Below are 19157 nucleotides of genomic sequence, written 5' to 3'. Positions count from 1 at the left end.
ATGTATAAATTTTTTCGCAGGAAGCGATTGCCTGTTTCAGACAATCGCTCTATATAAACGGCTTTTGCCGGTGTCTTACCTCTTTTCTACCCCAGACTAATAATGTCCTAAACAAAAAAGAAGAAACTGCCGTACAAACTGGAAGACACCGACTAAGATAAAGGAAACACGGTGAGCGAAAGCAAACCGATGTTGACACAATCGTTGCGGAGGGGACTGGAAATTTGGCAGCACAAAAAAACGACTACCGCTTTCGATAGTCGTTCAATCATCATTTATTTAGTTACTTGGTATTTCAGGCGCATCAATCATTTGAAGCTCACCACTCATACTTTCAAGGAATGCAACAAGGTTATCTATTTCCTTATCCGTTAAATTAAGTGGACTTACTAATACACTCTTATTCGCATGATCTCCGCCGCCAGCGTTATAATACATAACAACATCTTTTAAAGTTTCAAGACTTCCATCATGCATAAATGGTGCTGTATGAGCCACTCCTCTTAAACCTGAAGTTCTGAATTTCCCTTTATCTTCCTCATTACCAGTTACATCAAAACGACCTTCGTCTCCACTCATTCCTAAATTATGATAGCTATAATCAGATAATAGTGGTCCAGCATGACATGAAATACATCCAGCTTTTCCTACGAATAGCTTCATGCCTTCTTTCGCATCTGCACTAATTGCGTCTTCCTCCCCTTGAAGATAGCGATCAAATGCAGTATCAGAAATGACAATCGTTCTTTCAAAAGCAGCGATCGCTTTTGCAATATTATCAGCAGAAATCTGATCATTAAAAACAGTATTAAATTGCTCAACATATGTTGGCACACCATTTAATTCAATAACTAATTCATCTAAATTCTGATTCATTTCAACTTCTGATTGAATCGGTCCTAAAGCTTGTTCTTCTAAGCTCCCAGCTCGTCCATCCCAGAAATTCGTTGGGTAGTAGCCTGAGTTAATAATAGTCGGACTATTTCTTCCGCCTTGATGTCCTTCAAAGCCAATAAATGTGCTCATTCCATCCCCATAACCTGCACCAGGAGCATGACATGACATACAGCTTTGTACATTATTGCCTGATAGGCGTGGATCAAAATATAGTGTTTTTCCTAATTCTACTTTCTCATCTGTCATTGGATTATCAGCAGGAACCGGCATTTCTCCAAGTGGCTCGAACTTTGCTTTTGCATCCAATAATTCTTGATCTACTACTTCTTCCTTTGCAGGTTCATTCTTTTCCTTATCAGCTGGAGCGGATGCTTCTTCGTTTGAGTTACATGCTCCAAGAATTGATAAAACAAAAATAACCATCATAGCTAAACCTAATTTCCTCATAAATAGTTCCCCCTATTTATTTTTAGATAGAAATGGAATATCTGTAAATATTATTTATTTTTTCCATCCATCTTTAAAGTAATTATATCTTTAAATTCATTCTTATTTACGTATTACTTTCGAAAAGTTTGTGACATTTATCACAAATCGCAACTTAAACCTCATCCTTATATTGAAAACATAATCGATAGAATTTCATCACATAATAGGGTAATATGTAAGTTTTTCTATGCTTATTGAACTTTTTTCTACATTTTTCTTTCTAATTCATCGTTTTTCGTATAAAATTAGTCTCGTTTGGAAGAAATATTTGGGGGTAAGAAAATGGCTTTTAAAAAGAAGGACAAATTTAATCTGTTGCTCAGTAACATCGCATCAAATGTGAAGGAAGGCGCTAATTATTTTGCTGACTATAAATTAAGTAATGTAAGTGATCTGAAAATCTTTTCAGATACACTCAAGGACTATGAATCAAAAGGAGATTCATACGTTCATGAAGTAATTAAGGAATTAAATAATGCCTTTATTACACCAATTGAACGAGAAGATATTCTTGCACTGGCAATGAGCTTAGATGATGTAATTGATGGAATTGAACACTGTGCATCACTCTTTGAAATGTATTCCATTACAAAAGCAGACGACTTCATGTTGAAATTTGTCGATGCTATTAAAAATTGTGCACATGAAATTGTTGAATCAATTGAACTGCTTTCAAACAAAAAACTACTTCAAATTCGAGAACACGCAATTAAGATTAAAGATTATGAATCCAAATGTGACGGTGTCTTGCGTCAATCAATCAAACACCTCTTCACGGTTGAGAAAGATCCAATCCGCATCATCCAATATAAGGAGATCTATGAAAATCTTGAAGAAATTGCGGATAGCTGTCAAAGTGTAGCAAATACTTTGGAAAGTATTATTATGAAAAACGCGTAAGGAGTCTTAATATATGGACGGATTTTTACTATTAACCATTTTAATCGTATTTATGGCTCTCGCTTTTGATTTTATTAATGGCTTCCATGATACGGCTAATGCAATTGCTACATCTGTTTCTACAAAAGCACTTAAGCCAAGACACGCCATCCTGCTTGCAGCTGTGATGAACTTCGTTGGAGCTATGACCTTTACAGGGGTTGCCAAGACAATTACAAAGGATATTGTTGATCCATTTACACTAGAGAATGGATCACTCGTCATCTTAGCAGCACTTATTTCTGCTGTTTTCTGGAACTTGCTTACTTGGTATTACGGGATTCCAAGCAGTTCTTCACACGCACTGATCGGCTCCATAGCTGGTGCGGCTATTGCAGCGGCTGGATTTGCTTCACTCAATTACAAAGGTTTTCTGAAGATTATTCAAGCTCTACTTATCTCTCCAGTCATCGCGTTTGCTGTAGGATTTATCGTCTATAGCATATTTAAGATCGTCTTTAAAAATAATAATTTAACGAAGACAAATCGCAACTTTCGTATTTTTCAAATTTTTACAGCTGCACTGCAGTCCTATACACATGGAACAAACGACGCGCAAAAAGCGATGGGGATTATCACAATGGCTTTAATCGCTAATAATTATGTGACAAGCACAGATATTCCTTTTTGGGTTCAATTCTCCTGTGCACTTGCAATGGGACTTGGTACATCTGTAGGCGGCTGGAAAATTATTAAAACGGTTGGCGGCAAGATCATGAAAATTAGACCTGTGAATGGAGTGGCTGCCGACTTAACCGGAGCAATGATCATTTTCGGCTCTACTTTAATTCATCTGCCTGTTAGTACAACACATGTTATTTCTTCATCTATTCTAGGTGTAGGTTCTGCTCATCGCCTTAAAGGGGTTAAATGGGGAACTGCACAAAGAATGCTCATTACATGGGTAATTACCTTGCCAATTTCAGCTACTATTGCTGGACTTGTCTATCTACTTTTGAATGCTATATTTTAAACCATTGGAGAGGGCAGTCATTAAGACTTCCCTTTTTATTTTTGCTTAGAATGAATGCTTTCTTCATTTGTAATAAATAATATACAATAAGCACTTGTAATCCAAAATAAAAACGAATATTATATAGAATGTAGAATTTAATGTTCGTATTTGGAGGATTTATTTGATGTTTAAATTAAAAGAAAATCAAACAAATGCAAAAACAGAGGTTTTTGCAGGGATCACTACTTTTTTAACAATGGTCTATATCGTTGTCGTTAACCCAGTCATTCTAGCGGATGCAGGGGTACCTTTTGAGCAAGTATTTACGGCGACGATTATCGCTTCTGTCGTTGGGACATTATGGATGGCGCTTTTCGCCAATTACCCCATTGCGATTGCCCCTGGGATGGGGTTAAATGCCTATTTTGCTTATTCAGTCGTTGGAACACATGGAAATATTGATTATCAAACAGCTTTTGCAGCTGTATTTATTGCAGGTATTATTTTTATCATTTTATCTTTGACTCCTTTTCGCTCCAAGCTGATTGAAGCGATTCCCGATAATTTAAAGCACGGGATAACCGCAGGAATTGGATTGTTTATTGCTTTCATTGGATTGCGCTTAACTGGTATCATTACGAGCCATCCAACCAATTTAGTCGCATTAGGTGACTTACACGAGCCATCTGCCATCTTAGCTCTAATTGGTCTAGCTATTACATTAATTTTAATGGTGCTTAATATTAATGGTGCGATGTTCTTCGGAATGATTATTACAGGATTGATTGCCTTTTTCACTGGCCAGCTTTCTTTTGATCAAGGGTTCATGGCAATGCCTTCCTTGCCTGATGGATTAATGGTGTTAAATCCAATTGATGCGATTGGTGAAGTAATTTCACATAGTCTATATGCAGTCGTATTCTCTTTTCTACTCGTAACAATTTTTGATACGACAGGAACAATGATTGGCGTAGCCCAACAGGCAGGCTTAATGAAGGGAAAAACAATGCCAAGAGCGAGAGAAGCATTGCTTTCTGACTCTTTAGCTACAACAGTCGGTGCGATGTTTGGGACGAGTCCTACATCTGCCTTTATTGAATCATCTTCAGGCGTTGCTGCTGGAGGAAGAACAGGATTAACTACTTTAACAGTCGCTGGCCTATTTATGATTTCTGCATTTTTCGGCCCGCTTGTAAGTGCTGTTTCTGGGATTTCTGCAATTACTGCACCAGCACTCATTATTGTTGGAAGCCTTATGATGGGCAGTATTTCCAATATTAAATGGGGAGAGCTCGATGAGGCATTTCCAGCCTTTTTAATTATTTTAAGTATGCCTTTAACGTCAAGCATTGCAACAGGGATTGCACTAGGTTTCATCTCTTACCCGATCATGAAAGCCGTTAAAGGGAAATGGCGTGACGTTCATCCGCTTGTGTATCTTTTCGCTGTCTTATTTTTCTATCAACTCGCCTTTTTGCCACATTAGAATCGGTACATATTGCCAATTCACTCTTAGAGAAGCGCTTTTATGGGATGAACCATCATCCCATAAAGCGCTTTATTGTTACAAACTGAACCGCATAGTTTCTTCGTTTCATGCCACAATAATACCCAACAAACTATATTACAATAATTCCCCTGAATGTTTGCTCTTATTATTCAAATAATAATATTTGATTAATTGCTAATAAATTAAGTTTTTTTACTTATTTTGATTCTATTGCCACAAAATTTTCATTAATCTACAATAATATAGTTGACTGATTTTTAAAAATGGGGGTTCAGAAAATGGATGCAACAATGAATGCGAACCAGCAGGGAAAAAATAAGAAAAAGCATCCTCCTGGTTTATACTTACTATTCTTAACAGAAATGTGGGAGCGCTTTAGTTATTATGGGATGAGAGCGATTCTCGTACTTTACTTAACAACCGCTTTCGTAAGTGGCGGATTAGGTTTCAGTGATAGCTATGCAATGATGCTCTATGGGTTTTTCACTGGTGCCGTATATTTCACACCAATGGTTGGAGGCTATTTATCAGATCGGTTCTTAGGACAACGCCGTGCGATTACAATCGGTGGGGTCTTGATGGCACTTGGTAACATCGCATTGTTCATGCATCAAAGTGCTGGGGCTTTATATTTAGGTTTAATCTTACTTATCGTCGGAAACGGCTTCTTTAAACCGAATATTTCAACAATTGTTGGCGAACTTTATGAAGAGAAGGATCCTCGTAGAGATGCAGCATTTACAATATTCTATATGGGGATTAATATTGGGGCTTTCTTCTCTCCATTAATCATCGGTTTTCTTTACAATGATTTATTCAAAACAACAACGATTGACGGAATTATCCAATATGGTTTTAAGTATGGATTCTTAGCATCTGCAATCGGTATGATTATTGGTCAACTAATCTTTAATCTGTTTGGCAATCGTTATCTTGGAGATATTGGAAAAAAACCTACAGGTGCACCAGATAAAAGTGTGGACCCAAATGCGAAAAACAAACCGCTTACAAAGAAAGAAAAACAAAGAACTGCAGTTATTGTTATTTTAGCTTGCTTCGTTGTATTCTTCTGGGCTGGTTTCGAACAAGCAGGAAGCTCTTTAACGCTATATACTGAGCGATTTGTTGATAGAGAAATTTTCGGATGGGAAATTCCAACCGCTTGGTTCCAATCTGTGAACCCTGTATTTATTGTCATTTTAGCACCAATTTTCTCAATGTTTTGGCTTAAATTAGCTTCATCCAAACGTGGTGATCTTAAAGTACCTACAAAAATGGGACTTGGGATGATTCTTCTTGGTCTTGGATATGTCATTCTGTTAATTGCTATCGCACAAACAGGTAGTGATGAATCAAATATTCAAATGAAAGCAAATGTCATGTTTATTGTTCTTACTTATTTAATGCATACAATGGGTGAGCTCATGCTATCGCCTGTTGGATTATCACTAGTAAGTAGAATTGCACCAGTTAAGCTTGCTTCACTCCTTATGGGTGTATGGCTTGCAAGCACAGGTGTGGCAAATATTCTTGCAGGTCAGCTTGCTGCATTCACTCAAACATTAGGTTATTTCGAAATCTTTAGTGTCATTGGATTAATGGCTATTGTCCTTGGATTTATTTTGCTTTCCGTTTCGAAAAAACTTGTACGTATGATGGATTAATACGAAAAGCGCCTTGGACATCATAGGGGCCACTTCTATTAGTCTTGTGCCCTCTAGATGTTAGAATAAGGCACTTCTCACAAATAAAGGGGCATGTAAAAGTTTTTTTCAACTTTTTCATGCCCCTTTTCTTGTACAACTTTTCTTTTTGCTCGTGTCCTTAAATCGAGTTAATAGCATTAGAAAAATAAGCAGAGTTTTTCCGGTTAAATGCAGAATGAAGCGCGTTTTTGAGAAAATAACCGGAATTATTCCGCTTATTTAACGAAAAATCACCTATTTTTGCACTTTTCAAGACAATAGGCGGAGTTTTTCCGCTTATTTTCACTTTTTTTATAAAATATTCCGAAATAAGCGGAGTTTTTCCGTCTATTCGTCAGCTCTGTCGCTCAATCTGATCCCCCAACTGATAATGCAGACCTAGATAAGGGGCGCAGCAGCTTCCCATCATTTCTTAGTATAAATAATCGAATCAAATTACACCGTATTTTCCACATATTTTATATGTGACCAATAGAGGTTAAAAGCTATGTTTAATCAAAATTATTTCGATCGTAAAACTTAGTACTCCTTAACATTACAATAAAATAAGCAAACGGATTAATTTACAAAATTGCTTGCTAAAGCACTTTTTTCTACATTAAACCGATCTGTAAAAAACAGCTTCTCTTTATGCTTCCGCTTCAATTTTCTCCTTCATATCATTGTATACATCCGTATTAATTTCTCCAGTGATTCGACTTGTTAAAATCCCTGAAGTCATCGCCCCACTGACGTTTACTGCTGTCCGTCCCATATCGATAAGTGGTTCAATTGAAATTAGAAGTCCAGCTAATGCAACTGGTAGATCGAGTGCTGCGAGGACAATGATGGCCGCGAATGTAGCGCCTCCTCCTACACCAGCTACCCCAAATGAGCTAATTGCTACAACAGCAATGACTGTGAGGATAAACATAGGAGATAATGGATTAATCCCTACCGTTGGCGCAATCATCACAGCAAGCATAGCAGGATAAATTCCCGCACAGCCATTCTGTCCAATGGATAATCCGAATGAACCAGAGAAATTCGCTGTTCCTTCAGATACACCGAGCGATTTCTGTGTTTTAATATTTAAAGGAAGCGCACCAGCACTTGTTCTAGACGTGAAAGCAAAGACTAAAACCGGGAACGCCTTTTTCATATACGTAACAGGATTAAGCCCCGCAAACATGAGCAATAATAAATGAATAACGAACATAATGGCTAGAGCAACATACGATGCAATAACAAACTTTCCTAGCTCCAGTATCGAGTCTACATCACTCATCGCAACCGTGCGTGTCATGATCGCTAGGACACCATATGGAGTTAATCTAATGATAAGGATAACGACACGCATAATGACTGCATATAGCGCATCTACAATCTTAGCAAATAACTCTGCTTGTTCTGGTGATTTCCTTCTGACACCAAGAAAAGCAATCCCTAAAAAGGCGGCAAATATAACGACGGCAATCGTAGACGTCGCCCTTGCACCCGTAAAGTCTAGAAACGGATTGGCTGGAAGCAAATCAAGCATTTGCTGTGGAAATGTTTTCCCTTCAATGCTTTGAGATCTTTCTTCGAGCTGTTCACCTCTTATGCTTTCCGCTTCTCCTTGGTTAATCTCGATTGCTTCTAGATCGAAGCCTACGGCTGTAATAATCCCTACAGCTGCTGCAATGGCTGTTGTCCCAATGAGTAGCCCTAGAATAAGCGCACTAATTTTTCCGATATTATTACTTAACTTCATTTTTGTGAATGCGGCAAGAATGGAAATGAAGACAAGTGGCATAACAATCATTTGGAGAAATTTCACATATCCTCCACCTACTAAATTAAACCAGTCTGACGATTCGGAAACAATTTCTGAGGTTGGCCCATAGATAAACTGTAGGGCAAAACCAAAGATAATGCCTAGTCCTAAACCAACAAATACACGGATCGAAAACGAAATATGTTTCTTCTGCATATAATATAAGCTAATAAGAAGCAACAGTAAGATTGCAATATTTAATATCACTAACCACATATCAGTATGCTCCCTCCTTTATTGTTTCTTCGTATTCCTATCTATGAAGTAGGAATATCACATGGAAGATCCCTCCTTTCAAAAAAGCTATTAATAAAGTTTATTCGCAACTATTGGATAGATTCATCGATTTGAATTTCTTTTTACACAAATGAATAGTGAAAAAGGAAAAAACAGTTTGATTTATTTTGACCAAACAAGCAAAAAAGCATATAATTATATTTACAAAAAAAATTAAATGGTTTTTATCTAAATTTTCTGTTTATTTTAGTTTCAAATGGATATATTCTTTATATAAGCAATTTTTGATCAATAATTCTGGATGGGATGGTGTTCATAAGATGGCAGAGAATAAAAAAGAAAAACAGACGAAAAAGGACGTAAGCATTGGTACGAACGTATCGCTAAATGGCTTTGTAACTGCTGTTTTTGACAACATGGTTCATGTCCAAATAGGGGCCAAAATAGTGACTGTGCATATGAAGGATTTGTACTCAGGGTTAAATCAGACATTGATAAAGAATTAGGAATAAATGCGCAAGTGCCTTGTGCGGCCACAAGCATAGCACAAGGCTTTCCTCACAAAACAAACAACATGCGATTTGATCATTTCCTTAAGCAAAATAAAAAACAAGAGGGGACACTCCTCTTGTTTTTCTATTATGTATTTCATTTCAATTTTCATTTGAAAGAGCCATTGTTTTCTCCGTACAGCGCTCCATTGCTGACAAAATACTCGCCCTGAAGCCCCTTTTCTCTAGCTCTGCTACCGCTTCAATCGTTGCTCCTCCAGGTGTACATACTTCATCCTTCAGCTCTCCTGGATGTTTTCCAGTTTCAAGGATCATTTTTGCAGCACCTAATACGGCTTGTGCGGCTAATTGATACGATTGATTCCTTGTCAGACCTGCTTTTACACCACCATCAGCTAAAGCTTCAATCATCATATACACATAAGCGGGAGAGGAACCGCTAATTGCTGGAATAGCATTCATCAGCCCTTCATCTATTACCTCCACCTTGCCGAAGCAAGAAAACACTCGAATAATGTCTATCATATCTGCCTCAGTGACAGACGAATTGGCACAAATGGCACTCATCCCTTCCCCAACTAAAGAGGGGGTGTTAGGCATTGTGCGAACAGCCTTTATTTCTTTTCCGAATGACTGTTCAAGAAAAGTTAGACTGATTCCAGCAGCAATCGTGATAATGATGGCATCCTCTTTCACTGAATGTTTGATTTCCTCTATAATTGCGGCATGAATCGCAGGCTTCACTGCTAGAAAAAGAATGTCCGCCCGTTTTGCAACCTGCTTATTATCTGATGTTGCTTGGATTTGCAAAGTTTCCTTCACCTTACTAATCGTTTCTTGAGATTTTGCGCTAGCGATCAGTTGTTCATTTGTATAATCAGCTGATTGTAAAATTCCTCCGATGATCGCCTGCGCCATTTTTCCACAACCAATAAATCCTATAGTTCTCTCCAACCTATACACATCCTAATGCTACTCTATTATTTCTAAGCCCATTAAAGCTGAAAATTGCAAGGCTTGTTGTGTAGATACTTTGCATCCTCTAAGATTTTCAATTGAGACTGTTAGCGTTTGAAAAGTCGAGGTGCTTATATCTACACCCTTTAATGAGGTTTGTTCAAAATTCGCCCCATCCATATCACAAGACTGAAAATTAATTTTCTTTAATGTACAATCATATAAATCTGCACCTTTTAATAGCGTATCTTTAAAGATTACTTTTTCAAATTTAGAAGTCCCGAGCATGGCAAGGCTTAAAACAGACTGATCAAACAGCACATTTCCAAAACGGGAATCAGATAAATCGACGCCCATCAGCTTGCAATTTTTGAAAACGACTCGATGGATGGACGCTTTACTTAAATCAGCATTAGACAAATCACAATTTTCAAAGTAAACATCTGTTAGATTGATCATTTTAAAATCTGTATTGGAAAATCGGGAATTTTTGATCATCATATTGGTCAGATGTACGCGTTCCACTGCTTCATTTTCAAAATTTGCTTCTTCTATCGTACATGTATCAAGTTCTGGATCTTCATCATAAAAAATGTCATGGAAGTTCTTAAGTGGAAGATCTCTTGATAATTTCGGGGATTCAATTTTCATTTGGACACCTCATCTAGTTGTTAAATAATTTCAAGAAAATGGGTGAGTATTCGAGCAGTTAACCCCCATATTACTTTATCTTCATAGTAATAAAAACACTCATCCATTTTTCTTGCTTGCCAATTATATTTTTCTCCTCCTGGAATTTGATTAAGAGGAAAATCCTTTTCAGGCTCTGCCTTAAAATGCACTTGAAATATTTCTGGTTTATTCATTTTCAGAAAAGAAAGCGGAACCGTAAAAATATGGTCTACCTCATCAGGATTTGGTTTCATCTCATCTATACTATCAATAAATCCAACAAATGGGTAAATGATTTGTCCAAAAGGGGAGATCATGTAATCAAGGGGATACACATTGGTGATCCTATTTTCACTGATCCCAAGCTCCTCACACGTTTCACGAATGGCCGTATACTTTTCATCTCGATCGCTTCTGTCCATTCTTCCACCAGGGAAACAAATCTCTCCAGGCTGTCTTCGTAATTGCTGTGAACGGACTTCAAATAATATATGCAGCTCATCCTTTACAAAAAGAAGGGGCAATAAAATAGCAAACTTAGAGAAGTTCTCATTCCCTAAAATTGTTGGTTTGCGGGTATGAAGCCGTTTCATAATCTCATCAAGCTGCATAATTTCACCTCATTTCCATTCATAATTACTATCTATTCATCCATTATAATATGGAATGAAACGAAAAATGAAATAAATAGGTTAGACAGAAGATCATGCCTAACCCAAACATTACTTATTTGCCTTTGTTCTTTTCTAAATAATCGATGATGCCCATTGATCCAACACGTAAATCCAGTTGAATGATCTCTTCCATCTCTTGATTCAATGAAATCCCCTTTTCAGCTAAATCATTCACTACTTTTGCATACAAGGATTCAAATAAAGTTTCCACTTTTGCTATCATTGGCTCTTCTTTTGTTTCCGCATATAGTCTTCTTGACTCTTCCATAAATAATGCAAGCCAATACTCGATTTGCTCATACATATGAGTAGGATTCGTTGTCATTCCATAGTGACCGAAGTAGATTCGATCTGCTGCTAGCGCTTTGATTTTTTCAAGAGATTGAAGCATCGCATCTGGATCAAATTGATTTGGGGAGGTGGATGGGAAACATAATTCTACTCCTTTCTCCATTAGCTGAGGATAATAGACGCCGATTGTGTCCCCAGTAAAAACACCATTGCTCATTGAATCATGAATGGAAAAATGATGGTTTGCATGTCCAGGTGTATCAAAGAAAGTAAGCACCCGATTTTCTCCAATTTGCAATGTATCTCCATCCTCTTTTACGACTAACCGATCTTCTGGCACTGGCAAAATCGGCTCAAATAATTCATCGAACCTTGCACCATATACCGCTTTTGCTCCTTTGATTAATTTAGTAGGATCGGCGAGATGACGTTTCCCGCGCGGATGGACAATCACTTTCGCATGCGGGCAGATTTCAAGCAATAAGCCAACCCCTCCAGCATGGTCCAGATGAATATGTGTCACGATGATATTTTTTATTTCCGCCGGGTCTATCCCTAACACTTTCAATCCTTTTAATATATATCGAATGGACGGACTCGCACATGTTTCAATAATCGTTAATTGTTCTGCATGAAGAACATAGGAACCCGTTCTTCTTTCCTTGCCTAAATCCATTGCATCAATAATCGATACACCTAAACCTAAATCCATTTACATTGGAACCCCTTTCTAAAAAAAACTTATATTTTCCTTAACACCGCACGAACTGGACTGCCATCTGCCTCTGCTAACGCCAAAGGAAGGGCTGCTAACTCATAGTCACCAGTATCGATATGATCAAGGACAAGCCCTTCTAAAATATGAAGGCCATGACTAGTGAGTTCGTGATGGGCAGCTAATTCCTTGCTATCCACTGGATCGACGGATGGAAGGTCTAGCCCAATTAGCTGCACACCTTGCTTGGCTAAATAGGCGCCCACTCCTTCTTCAATATGTGGAATGGTTTCAGGGAATACTGTTCGATTTGTCCATGCGCCTGTATAGATTAATAGACGCTTTACACCTGATAGATCATATGCTTGTAAATCTTGCACCCCTATACTATTTTTGACAGGCAGATGAATCACTTTTGCTTGGCCAATATATAAATTAATATCAAGATCAATGACTCGTTTTCCTTCATTATCAAAATGATAGGGAGCATCAATATGGGTACCGGTATGTGCACTCATTTTGATTTCTCCTACATTGACGGATCCGCTTTCCTCCATACTCCAGCTCACCTTGTACGAAAAAGGCGTATCCCCTGGCCAAACGACCATATCATTCACTAGTTTTTGTGAGATATCCATCCATTTATTCATTTCCTAGCCTCCATTATAACTTTGTTCTTACACTCCATAACTCAGGAAAAAATTGCTGATCAATCACTTTTTTTAAATAGGTCACACCTGAAGAACCCCCAGTCCCTTTTTTGTGGCCAATGATTCTTTCTACTGTGTTCATATGATGAAAGCGCCAGAGCTGCTGCTGGCTGCCTATATCAATTAGCTTTTCTGCTAATTCATATAAATCCCAATATTGATTCACATCTTGATACACAACAAGCCATGCATCTTCCACGCTTTTATTCGACTGGTAGCTTTGTGACCAATCCCGCTTAAGTACGTCTTGGTCGATTGGCAGCCCACGAGTGGCAAGTGCAGAAATAGCTGCATCATAAATACTTGGCTTATTTAAGTCCTCATGTAAGCGTGTATGAAGCTTCTCATCATGCTGATAGACTGCTAGTGTATGCTTGTTTTTTTGACCAAGAGCAAATTCAATTAACCGATTTTGGTAGGATTGAAAGCCAGATGAGCGCCCTAGTTTATCGCGGAATTCCAAGTATTCTGCAGGTGTTAATGTTGATAATACACTCCATGATTGAATGAGCTGCTGTTGAATTCGTGAAACACGTGATAGCATTTTAAAAGAGGGCTCGAGGTCATTTTTCTGGATGCTTTCAATTGCTGCAGACAGCTCATGAATGATCAGCTTCATCCAAAGCTCACTTGCTTGATGGATAATAATAAAGAGCATTTCATCATGATGATCGGATAGACGATGCTGACTCGATAAAATTTGATCAAGATGAAGATAATCTCCATAGGACATTTCTTGTTGAAAATCGGTTTGTATTTCCTTTTCAACACTTGGTTCTGTTTGTCCATTATGATTTGTTTCCATTGGATTCACTCTTCCTTTCACTCAAACGTTCCTAGGCAACTACATTTCGATCATTAGAAAATTTCTCGAACTGCTTCTCGATCATAATCGTTTTAAGGATTTGCACGACTTTCCACACATCTTCAAAACAGTTATACAATGCAATAGGAGCTAGACGGATAATATTAGGTGCACGATAGTCGGGAATGACGCCATTTTCCTTTAATGCTTTACAAATTCGGGCTGCTTCCTTATGCTCGAGACTAATATGGCCTCCACGCTGCCTCTCATCTTTTGGATTGCCAATCGTAAACCCCATTGCATCCAAATCATATTCGATTAGGTCCATCATATACTGTGTAAGCTTAAGGGATTTTTCTCGGATTCGGTTGATCCCTGCTTCTTGAAACATTTCAAAGGAACCGATAAGCGGCGCAAGGCTTAATACATGTGGGGTGCCAATTTGGAAAGCCCCAGCTGTGTTTGCTTGTGTAAATGAATGCTCCATATCGAATTGTTTTTCCTTTTTCGAGCCAAACCAGCCGGCAAGCCCAGGAAGTGTACCAAAATGCTTGCGATTGACATATAGGCTTCCGACACTGCCTGGTCCGCCATTCAAATGCTTATAATTACACCAAAAGGCAAAGTCCACATCCCATTCACTGAATGAATGTGGAAACGCGCCAACAGAGTGACAGCCATCAAATCCAATCAGGATGCCACGCGCATGTGCTTCTGCCGTTAAGCGTTTCATATCAAGGATTTGTCCACTTCTATATAGAACAGTTGGCAACACAATTAAAGCAATCTCATCCGTCATAGCAGCAATAATATCTTCCTCGTGCAAATAGCGGCCATCACGACTCTTTACGCGAATAAGATCGGTCTCCTCATTCAATCCATGTAAGCGAAGCTGGCTTTGTAAAGCATAGATATCAGAAGGGAATGTGAGTTCATCTGCAAGGATTTTCGTTTTGTTTCCTTTTGGCTGATAAAAGGTAGCAGCAAGCTGATGAAGATTCACCGTTGTCGATCCAGTGACAATGACCTCTTCTGGTTTGGCACCAACAAGGTTGGCGCTCATCTCCGCAAGCTTTTCAGATAAGAAAAACCATGGGTACTTTCCCTCTGTCCATCCATCAATCCCTAACCCCTTCCAATCCTCAAGCACATCAATCACTGACTTTTCTGCCCTTTTTGAAAGCAAGCCTAGTGAATTGCCATCCATGTAGATCACATCTGGCTTTATGTAAAATTCATTGCGAAACGCTGCTAATTCATCTTCACTGTCTAACAGTCTGGAATATTCAACGGTTGGCTGAAATCTATCCTTTTGCATCAACATCCTCCTCATCTTAAAAACAGACTCTTTATCTAGGTTCATGATTTACACATTGAAATCCTGCTTACGATAATAGAAAAAGAGAGGTTTCCCTCTCCCTGCTATACATCGTCATGTTCAGGCTGGTCCTCATCGAACCATTCGATTAAATGGCAGATCCCAATTGTCCTTTCTACTTCAAGTACAAAGGCGATCCCTTTCCCTGGTTTTTCAAGCTCTCCTTCAACCATGATTGCCTGTAATACCTGCTCTGTTTTTCTCCGATCAATTAAAGTTAAAATGATCTCCTTTTCAGGCTCGATTGTGAAGGAAAAAAGCTTCGCTTGTTCATGAATCCCTGTTCCACGGCCATTGAGAATCGTTCCACCCTCTGCACCCGCTTTTTTAGAAGCATCTACTACTCTTTCGGAGTGCCCTTTATTTACTATTGTCACAATCACATCGTAAAGAATCGTGTTTTTCATGATAACCTCCGTTATCTATATTTTAGAAACTGCCCAGTTTTACCCATTGGCCACTTCCTATTCATTATTTTCATAGAGATGGAGCATATGTGCGATGCCACCGAGTTTTTTCACATCAACAACAAAACCTATACCATGTGAGGGTTTGTGTAAATTGGCAGCTTCCTCCACTGCCTTTAGAATGTCTTCCATAATATCAACTGGCATTAATGTTAAAATAACCTCTTTATCTGAATCAATCGTAAATCCGAGAAATGTTCTTTTCTCATGTATGCCATGCCCTTTTCCAAAGAGAATGGTCCCGCCCTTTGCCCCTGCACCTTTAGACGCTTTCACAACTTTAGTGGCCAACCCTTTTTTTACAATCGTTACTAATAGCTTATGATTCGTGTTCAACTGCCCGATCAGCTTGCTCGAAATTTCGTTCATTCTCCTTCTCCTTTCGGCCATAAAGTAATCCTAAGATTAACACTGATAATATCGGAGAAAGCGCCACTAATGCAACCATCCCAAAGCCATCCATTAATGGATCACGCCCTTCAATTGTAGAAGAGATCCCTACAAACAAAGCAACAAGAAAAGTGGCAGTCATGGGACCTGTTGCAACACCGCCAGAATCAAAGGCAATTGCTGTAAATGTTCGAGAAGAGAATCGAATGAGGATGAGTGCAATGATATATCCTGGGATAATAAAATAGAGGATCGGTATCCCAAAGATGATTCGCACCATCGCTAACGCAACAGATGTGGCTACACCTATTGATAATGTATATAGCATAACCTTTTGAGGGATGTACCCACCAGAGACTTTTTCAACTTGATGAATTAATACACTAACCGCTGGTTCAGCAAAAGTTGCCACGAAGCCTAGTACAAACCCAATCGGCACAAGCACCCATAGGAAATCCATTTCGCCAAGGATCTTCCCCATTGCCTCACCAGCGGGCAGAAACCCAATATGAACCCCTTGGAGGAAAAATACAAGCCCCCAAAACGTTAGAAACATACCAATCGCAATATCCTTCAGTTTTTTTAATGGAAGTTTTAAGATGAAAAATTGAAAGAATAAGAAAAAAATCATTAAGGGGATTAGCGCCATTGCTACTTCATAAAGCACATGTGAAAAGCCATCAAATATATGTATCTTCATCCATAAATCACCCCTAACACAAGAACCGCCAAGACAGGGCCAATGGATGCAAGCGCTACTAATCCAAAGCCATCTGAAGATGCTGCCTTCCCTCTAAGAACAGATGCCACCCCAACTCCTAAAGCTAAAATAAATGGAACGGTCATCGGCCCAGTCGTCACACCGCCTGAATCAAGTGAAATCGGAACAAATTGATCTGGTGTGAATGCAGACAGCAGGAAAATAAGTCCATATCCTCCAATTAATATATAGGTGATCGGGATATTAAATACGAGCCTAACCATTGCTAAACCAACAAAAATAGCCACGCCTAAAGCAACCGTATAAATTAAAATATTTCCCGGGACTGTTCCATCCGAAACGGTCGCCACTTGTTTCGCTAATACACGGACATCTGGTTCAGCAACAGTCGCAACAAAACCGAGCAGAAAACCAAAAAAGACAACGAGCCAAACTTTCCCCATCTTCGGCAGGGAAGAACCAATCATTTCTCCTATTGGAAGTAAACCGATATTTACTCCTAATAAGAAAAGAATTAATCCAATGGATACCATAAGGATTCCAATTAGAAATTGAATAAAAATTTCAGTGGGCATGCCAATAATCGTAAATTGCAATGCGATAACAACTAATGATAAAGGCAAAATCGCAAATATCACTTCTTTTACAGTATCTTTTATATTTTCCATCCCATCCTCCTCGCATGAAAACGTTAAGTAATTAGCCTTATGGCTAGGAAAATTCTTTTATACTAATATTTTACCATTAATTTATTATGGGGATTATACACTTTCTGAATATTTTTAATAAAACTTTAAATATTGCATCATAGAAGACTAGTTAAATAGATGATCGATAATGAAAATTAAACTATCATTTCACTAATCTAGCAGGGATATTTGAAGAAAAACGGAACATATAAACTGAATATCAAAACATTAGGAGTGAAAAAATGAATGAACAAAAGGATGGTTCTATTTGTGGAAAGGTGATTGCAGTTAGCGTAAGTGCTACACATACTTTCAGCAAAGAAAATCAAAAAAGCATTAAATTAGTTGAAGGATTGGGGGTGAAAGGTGATGCTCATTGCGGCGCTACCGTTAAACATCGCTCAAGAGTGGCACAAAATCCAAATCAGCCCAATTTAAGACAAGTACATTTGATTCAAAAGGAATTATTTGAAGATCTAAAAGATCGCTTTACTGTTGAACCAGGACAAATGGGGGAAAATATTACAACAGTTGGAATCAATCTTTTAGATTTACCGACTGATACACTTTTACACATCGGTACAACAGCAATCGTAAAAATAACAGGCTTACGGAACCCTTGTGCTCAAATCGACCATTTTCAAACTGGCCTATTAAAGGCGGTTCTAGACGAAGATGAGCAAGGGAATCTGATACGGAAGGCAGGAATAATGGGGGTGATAGTACAAAGTGGAGAAGTAAAACCTGGAGATTCCATTCATGTACGATTACCGTCTGAACCTTTTAAAAAGCTTGAGCGAGTTTAATAATCGAATAGATAAACGGTATGCTTTTCTTTAAATGAGACGATCCATTAAGTCCCCTTCCTTTAGGATTGGGGACTTTTGATTTTTTTGTTTTGGCTCTTTTCTAAAAGATTGTTGTTTTTATAGCAAATACTAGAATGAATGGTTTACTAAATAGGTCTGTTGATTGAAGCGGAAATCAACCTTTACTAATTATGTGTAAAATAACAACATTGTTTGCAAAAATAGCCTTCGTTTTCTATGTTTGGCAAATTTAAATGCTGTAATGGTTTAATATAGGACATAGACAAGACACCTATTATCCTCCAAATTAAATAAGCCCTTTGTAAAAACCTCCTATTTGTTAGGCAGCATAAAAAAATCCCAAAGTCATTTTTTATACCTTCCTTACTTTTGCAACACCTAATGCATAATGATTCCATAGCACGTTCTCTATAAACGCAGCTTGTGATTCTTCACAATCAATAATTAGAATAACCTCAGAATATTTTCCCTTTAACAGACGTCTGTTCTTCTTTACAACCAATTCAGTAAAAAGACGAATAGCAACTCCAAGGACAAACCCGATAAACGCACCTATTAGCCCCCAATAAATGGGCCCCCATGATAATTTAAACCCAACACTCGCACCAATAACAGAAAAGGCTGTGGCAAGAGCAGCACCTACATCAATTAGGCTAGTACCATCCGAACGATGAAGGGAATCAAAAACCCTTCGTTCCTCTGTGCGATTATCCAAAGGTACAGCATAGATTTGTTCTTTTTTTATTCCTTTTTCTTCTAAACTCGATATGGCCAATTCTAAATAGGAGCTAATCTCAAAGGTCGAAAAAATTTGCATA

Annotated in this window: 20 protein-coding genes; 6 read left to right on the top strand and 14 right to left on the bottom strand. The window is 38.3% G+C overall.

Going from position 1 to position 19157, the window contains the following annotated elements:
• Positions 1 to 279: 279 nt before the first annotated feature.
• Positions 280 to 1344 carry a cytochrome-c peroxidase gene (locus tag J2Z40_RS13575; RefSeq protein ID WP_066392463.1) on the bottom strand — a complete coding sequence of 355 codons (1065 nt, stop codon included), beginning with the start codon at positions 1342 to 1344 and terminating at the stop codon, positions 280 to 282.
• A 324-nt stretch (positions 1345 to 1668) separates the two neighbouring features.
• On the opposite strand from J2Z40_RS13575, the gene J2Z40_RS13570 reads away from it, so the two are divergent.
• The 4 genes from J2Z40_RS13570 (at position 1669) to J2Z40_RS13555 (ending at position 6454) form a co-directional block, all read left to right on the top strand.
• Positions 1669 to 2286 (top strand): DUF47 domain-containing protein, encoded by a 618-nt coding sequence (locus tag J2Z40_RS13570; RefSeq protein WP_066392461.1) that lies wholly within the window; start codon positions 1669 to 1671, stop codon positions 2284 to 2286.
• A 13-nt stretch (positions 2287 to 2299) separates the two neighbouring features.
• Complete coding sequence (locus tag J2Z40_RS13565) at positions 2300 to 3298, top strand: inorganic phosphate transporter (protein ID WP_066392458.1); 999 nt, start codon at positions 2300 to 2302, stop codon at positions 3296 to 3298.
• 166 nt (positions 3299 to 3464) lie between these two features.
• Positions 3465 to 4766 (top strand): NCS2 family permease, encoded by a 1302-nt coding sequence (locus J2Z40_RS13560; protein ID WP_066392457.1) that lies wholly within the window; start codon positions 3465 to 3467, stop codon positions 4764 to 4766.
• Positions 4767 to 5068: 302 nt separating this feature from the next.
• Entirely contained in the window at positions 5069 to 6454 is a 1386-nt protein-coding gene (locus tag J2Z40_RS13555) for a peptide MFS transporter (RefSeq protein ID WP_066392455.1), read from the top strand.
• Between the two features lie 670 nt (positions 6455 to 7124).
• Here J2Z40_RS13555 and J2Z40_RS13550 read toward each other — a convergent pair.
• Positions 7125 to 8507 (bottom strand): L-cystine transporter, encoded by a 1383-nt coding sequence (locus J2Z40_RS13550; protein ID WP_066392453.1) that lies wholly within the window; start codon positions 8505 to 8507, stop codon positions 7125 to 7127.
• Between the two features lie 341 nt (positions 8508 to 8848).
• Here J2Z40_RS13550 and J2Z40_RS13545 point away from each other — a divergent pair, with 341 nt between their 5' ends.
• Positions 8849 to 9034: a hypothetical protein gene (locus J2Z40_RS13545; RefSeq protein WP_066399141.1), complete on the top strand. Its 186-nt coding sequence runs from the start codon at positions 8849 to 8851 to the stop codon at positions 9032 to 9034.
• A 147-nt stretch (positions 9035 to 9181) separates the two neighbouring features.
• On the opposite strand, the gene proC is transcribed toward J2Z40_RS13545, so the two are convergent.
• From proC to J2Z40_RS13495, 11 genes are all read right to left on the bottom strand, one after another.
• Entirely contained in the window at positions 9182 to 9994 is an 813-nt protein-coding gene (proC, locus tag J2Z40_RS13540) for a pyrroline-5-carboxylate reductase (RefSeq protein ID WP_066392450.1), read from the bottom strand.
• An 18-nt stretch (positions 9995 to 10012) separates the two neighbouring features.
• A complete protein-coding gene (locus tag J2Z40_RS13535; RefSeq protein ID WP_066392444.1) occupies positions 10013 to 10648 on the bottom strand; it encodes a pentapeptide repeat-containing protein in 636 nt (211 codons plus the stop codon).
• Positions 10649 to 10668: 20 nt separating this feature from the next.
• Positions 10669 to 11280, bottom strand: a complete 612-nt coding sequence (locus tag J2Z40_RS13530; RefSeq protein ID WP_066392443.1) for an NUDIX hydrolase — start codon at positions 11278 to 11280, stop codon at positions 10669 to 10671.
• 115 nt (positions 11281 to 11395) lie between these two features.
• Positions 11396 to 12346, bottom strand: a complete 951-nt coding sequence (locus J2Z40_RS13525; RefSeq protein WP_066392442.1) for an MBL fold metallo-hydrolase — start codon at positions 12344 to 12346, stop codon at positions 11396 to 11398.
• A gap of 29 nt (positions 12347 to 12375) precedes the next feature.
• A complete protein-coding gene (kynB, locus tag J2Z40_RS13520; protein ID WP_066392437.1) occupies positions 12376 to 12999 on the bottom strand; it encodes an arylformamidase in 624 nt (207 codons plus the stop codon).
• 13 nt (positions 13000 to 13012) lie between these two features.
• On the bottom strand, positions 13013 to 13864 hold the full coding sequence (gene kynA, locus J2Z40_RS13515; RefSeq protein WP_066392436.1) for a tryptophan 2,3-dioxygenase: 852 nt from the start codon (positions 13862 to 13864) through the stop codon (positions 13013 to 13015).
• Positions 13865 to 13895: 31 nt separating this feature from the next.
• Positions 13896 to 15182 (bottom strand): kynureninase, encoded by a 1287-nt coding sequence (gene kynU / locus J2Z40_RS13510; protein WP_066392435.1) that lies wholly within the window; start codon positions 15180 to 15182, stop codon positions 13896 to 13898.
• Positions 15183 to 15286: 104 nt separating this feature from the next.
• Positions 15287 to 15649 (bottom strand): P-II family nitrogen regulator, encoded by a 363-nt coding sequence (locus J2Z40_RS19845; RefSeq protein ID WP_066392434.1) that lies wholly within the window; start codon positions 15647 to 15649, stop codon positions 15287 to 15289.
• Between the two features lie 57 nt (positions 15650 to 15706).
• Positions 15707 to 16078, bottom strand: coding sequence for a P-II family nitrogen regulator (locus J2Z40_RS19840; RefSeq protein ID WP_066392432.1), 372 nt, complete (start codon positions 16076 to 16078; stop codon positions 15707 to 15709).
• Positions 16029 to 16799: a DUF1538 domain-containing protein gene (locus J2Z40_RS13500; RefSeq protein WP_066392430.1), complete on the bottom strand. Its 771-nt coding sequence runs from the start codon at positions 16797 to 16799 to the stop codon at positions 16029 to 16031. The genes J2Z40_RS19840 and J2Z40_RS13500 overlap by 50 nt, the downstream gene beginning before the upstream one ends.
• Positions 16796 to 17488 (bottom strand): DUF1538 domain-containing protein, encoded by a 693-nt coding sequence (locus J2Z40_RS13495; protein WP_066392428.1) that lies wholly within the window; start codon positions 17486 to 17488, stop codon positions 16796 to 16798. The genes J2Z40_RS13500 and J2Z40_RS13495 overlap by 4 nt, the downstream gene beginning before the upstream one ends.
• 263 nt (positions 17489 to 17751) lie before the next feature.
• On the opposite strand from J2Z40_RS13495, the gene J2Z40_RS13490 reads away from it, so the two are divergent.
• The gene (locus tag J2Z40_RS13490) at positions 17752 to 18315 is read left to right on the top strand and encodes an MOSC domain-containing protein (protein WP_066392425.1); all 564 of its coding nucleotides are present in this window, start codon (positions 17752 to 17754) and stop codon (positions 18313 to 18315) included.
• A gap of 376 nt (positions 18316 to 18691) precedes the next feature.
• On the opposite strand, the gene J2Z40_RS13485 is transcribed toward J2Z40_RS13490, so the two are convergent.
• Positions 18692 to 19156, bottom strand: coding sequence for a hypothetical protein (locus J2Z40_RS13485; RefSeq protein WP_066399138.1), 465 nt, complete (start codon positions 19154 to 19156; stop codon positions 18692 to 18694).
• Between the last annotated feature and the right edge of the window lies 1 nt (position 19157).

The sequence above is a fragment of the Cytobacillus eiseniae genome (genome assembly GCF_017874625.1).
Taxonomy (GTDB): domain Bacteria; phylum Bacillota; class Bacilli; order Bacillales; family Cytobacillaceae; genus Cytobacillus; species Cytobacillus eiseniae.
This window is presented reverse-complemented; position numbering and strand designations above follow the sequence as displayed.

Bases quoted from the DNA above. Each gene is read 5' to 3' on its own strand.
- J2Z40_RS13575 (WP_066392463.1), bottom strand. From the start codon at position 1,344: ATGAGGAAATTAGGTTTAGCTATGATGGTTATTTTTGTTTTATCAATT.
- J2Z40_RS13525 (WP_066392442.1), bottom strand. From the start codon at position 12,346: ATGGATTTAGGTTTAGGTGTATCGATTATTGATGCAATGGATTTAGGC.
- J2Z40_RS13500 (WP_066392430.1), bottom strand. From the start codon at position 16,799: ATGAAGATACATATATTTGATGGCTTTTCACATGTGCTTTATGAAGTA.
- J2Z40_RS13565 (WP_066392458.1), top strand. From the start codon at position 2,300: ATGGACGGATTTTTACTATTAACCATTTTAATCGTATTTATGGCTCTC.
- kynB (WP_066392437.1), bottom strand. From the start codon at position 12,999: ATGAATAAATGGATGGATATCTCACAAAAACTAGTGAATGATATGGTC.
- J2Z40_RS13555 (WP_066392455.1), top strand. From the start codon at position 5,069: ATGGATGCAACAATGAATGCGAACCAGCAGGGAAAAAATAAGAAAAAG.
- kynU (WP_066392435.1), bottom strand. From the start codon at position 15,182: ATGCAAAAGGATAGATTTCAGCCAACCGTTGAATATTCCAGACTGTTA.
- J2Z40_RS13490 (WP_066392425.1), top strand. From the start codon at position 17,752: ATGAATGAACAAAAGGATGGTTCTATTTGTGGAAAGGTGATTGCAGTT.
- J2Z40_RS13550 (WP_066392453.1), bottom strand. From the start codon at position 8,507: ATGTGGTTAGTGATATTAAATATTGCAATCTTACTGTTGCTTCTTATT.
- J2Z40_RS13570 (WP_066392461.1), top strand. From the start codon at position 1,669: ATGGCTTTTAAAAAGAAGGACAAATTTAATCTGTTGCTCAGTAACATC.
- J2Z40_RS13560 (WP_066392457.1), top strand. From the start codon at position 3,465: ATGTTTAAATTAAAAGAAAATCAAACAAATGCAAAAACAGAGGTTTTT.
- J2Z40_RS13545 (WP_066399141.1), top strand. From the start codon at position 8,849: ATGGCAGAGAATAAAAAAGAAAAACAGACGAAAAAGGACGTAAGCATT.
- J2Z40_RS13495 (WP_066392428.1), bottom strand. From the start codon at position 17,488: ATGGAAAATATAAAAGATACTGTAAAAGAAGTGATATTTGCGATTTTG.
- J2Z40_RS19840 (WP_066392432.1), bottom strand. From the start codon at position 16,078: ATGAACGAAATTTCGAGCAAGCTGATCGGGCAGTTGAACACGAATCAT.
- kynA (WP_066392436.1), bottom strand. From the start codon at position 13,864: ATGGAAACAAATCATAATGGACAAACAGAACCAAGTGTTGAAAAGGAA.
- J2Z40_RS13530 (WP_066392443.1), bottom strand. From the start codon at position 11,280: ATGCAGCTTGATGAGATTATGAAACGGCTTCATACCCGCAAACCAACA.
- J2Z40_RS19845 (WP_066392434.1), bottom strand. From the start codon at position 15,649: ATGAAAAACACGATTCTTTACGATGTGATTGTGACAATAGTAAATAAA.
- J2Z40_RS13535 (WP_066392444.1), bottom strand. From the start codon at position 10,648: ATGAAAATTGAATCCCCGAAATTATCAAGAGATCTTCCACTTAAGAAC.
- J2Z40_RS13485 (WP_066399138.1), bottom strand. From the start codon at position 19,156: ATGCAAATTTTTTCGACCTTTGAGATTAGCTCCTATTTAGAATTGGCC.